The organism is Crenobacter oryzisoli, from assembly GCF_030385785.1.
Taxonomy (GTDB): domain Bacteria; phylum Pseudomonadota; class Gammaproteobacteria; order Burkholderiales; family Chromobacteriaceae; genus Crenobacter_A; species Crenobacter_A oryzisoli.
Genome location: NZ_JAUEDK010000107.1, coordinates 1 through 2,188 on the forward strand (window position 1 = coordinate 1; position 2,188 = coordinate 2,188).

Genomic DNA, 2,188 nt, shown 5'->3' on the forward strand with positions numbered 1-2,188 from the left:
GCTTTACGACAGCGCTGCATTATTTGCGCTATGAGTGGAGCTGGCTGGCGATCAGCAGCCCCGGCACCTTGCCGGCGCGCTTGCTGCGTCTGCGGGAACGTCTCGGGGAGTTGTTGCTACCGAAACAACGGCGGGGGCGTGAATGCCCCCGCGTGGTGAAAAAGCTGCCGTCCCGTTACCCAATCAAACAGGTTCGATCTGCTAAGTGAACGGCATTAGGGCCAACTGCCCGGTTTTTTTCATTTAGACGATGCCATGCCCCGAAGAACCGGGGCCTACAAGGGATAACCCAGCCCCTGCCACTCCTAGTCGCGTGCGGCGGCATAGTAGTGCGGCAACACGGGCTGCTTCAGCATCTCGGCAGCGATCACCGTACCTTACGATGCGGCCGACCTAGATGTCACCCTGTGCCTGCTCGGATAGGCGCCACTGTTGGACATCTTCGCAAACACTACCCCGGCGGCGCTTGGGCCGGCGGGCTACGATGACCGTATCACATCCCACATCCGATGAACCAAGGAGCTGCGATGCGCCTGCCGTCCCCGGATGAGCGCCGCCCGCTCTTGCTGGCGCTGCGCAACCTGAAAATGGCCGAGTCGCCGCACGCCTACGTGCGAGGCAACACCGTGCAGTACTACGACTGGCTGCACAGCCTTCGCGGCCACGCGCTGCCGCACGGGCCAGCCGTGTGGATCTGCGGCGACTGCCACCTTGGCAACCTGGGCCCGCTGGGCCACCCCAGCGGCAAGGTCAAGGTGCAGATCCGCGATCTCGACCAGACGGTGATCGGTAACCCGGCACACGACCTGGTCCGCCTAGCGCTGTCGCTGGCCACCGCCGCGCGCGGCAGCCGGCTGCCCGGCGTGATCACCGCGCAGATCCTCGAACAGATGATCCAGGGCTACGAACACGCCTTTCTCAGCCCCAAGCGCCAGCAGCAGCCCCCCGAGGTGATCGACAGCCAGATCCGCTCTTCCAAATCGCGGGGCTGGAAGCAACTGGCGCGCGAGCGCATCGACAACCCCAAACCCAAGATTCCGCTGGGCAAGCGCTTCTGGCCGCTCAGCGCGACCGAACGTGAGGCCATGCACGAGCTGTTCCAAAACGGCGACCTGCACCATCTCGTTACCCGGCTTAAATCGCGCGATGACGACGCCCCGGTGGAGCTGCTCGACGCCGCCTACTGGGTGAAGGGCTGCAGCTCGCTCGGCCTGCTGCGCTACGCGGTGCTGCTGGGCGTCGGTGACGGCGAGGAGCGCGACTACTGCCTGATCGACATCAAGGAAGCCGCCCGCGCCGCCGCCCCCCGCTTCGCCCATGCCAAGATGCCGCGCGACAACGCTCGTCGCGTGCTCACCGGCGCCCAGCAACTGTCTCCTGCCCTCGGGGAACGGATGCTGGCCTCACGTTTTCTCGACCGCGGCGTGTTCATCCGCGAACTGCTGCCGCAGGATTTGGCGCTGAAGATCGAACAGCTCGACTCCGAACAGGCGATGCAGATCGCCCGCTACCTCGCCTGGGTCGTCGGCACCGCCCACGCCCGCCAGATGGACGAGACCATCCGCAAGGGGTGGCTGTCCGAACTGAAACAGCAGCGCAGCAAGACGCTGGATGCCCCGTCGTGGCTGTGGAAGAGCGTGGTGCAACTGGTGGCGAGCCACGAGCAAGGCTATCTGGAACATTGCCGCAAGTATGCACTGAGCTTAAAGAAACCGACCTAGCTGTTTATTACCTCGCGACTTCAGCTAACCGCCAGGCAGAGCGAGCGCACCGTGCACTTGATCGTAGTTCCAAAACTCGGACGCATCGGCCAGGTCCGCTCGGCCCCATATTGATGACATTGAATTACTAACCTTTTAGAAAGTAATGCCATTTCATGTGATAATTTTCTTCATGAAATGCAAACGAAACTCTGACGCCCGCGGGATTGACCACCACACCCTCCAGGTCATGCGCCAGCAAGCCGTCAAGGCGATTCGAGAGGGCCAATCGGTGCAAAGCGTAGCAGCCGCCTACGGTGTCAACCCGCGCACGGTGTTTCGCTGGTTAGCAGACTTTGCCAATGGCGGCCAAAACGCCCTGCTGGCCAAGCCGATCCCGGGGCGTCCACCGAAGGTGACGGCCGATGAGATGAGCTGGCTGGCCAAGGCGGTGAAAGACAATACGCCGCAGCAGTTCAAGTTCGAGT

General features: G+C 62.8%; 2 protein-coding genes and 1 pseudogene. All 3 read left to right on the forward strand.

Annotation, left to right across the window (positions count from 1 at the left end; genetic code table 11):
• A pseudogene (locus tag QU481_RS23665) lies at positions 1 to 209 on the forward strand (IS4 family transposase); the annotation flags it as partial.
• 318 nt (positions 210 to 527) lie between these two features.
• The gene (locus tag QU481_RS23670; RefSeq protein WP_289832390.1) at positions 528 to 1,721 is read left to right on the forward strand and encodes a DUF2252 family protein; all 1,194 of its coding nucleotides are present in this window, start codon (positions 528 to 530) and stop codon (positions 1,719 to 1,721) included.
• Positions 1,722 to 1,893: 172 nt separating this feature from the next.
• The coding region (locus tag QU481_RS23675) for a helix-turn-helix domain-containing protein (protein WP_289828410.1) at positions 1,894 to 2,188 on the forward strand (295 nt) is incomplete at its 3' end.

Bases quoted from the DNA above. Each gene is read 5' to 3' on its own strand.
- QU481_RS23670 (WP_289832390.1), top strand. From the start codon at position 528: ATGCGCCTGCCGTCCCCGGATGAGCGCCGCCCGCTCTTGCTGGCGCTG.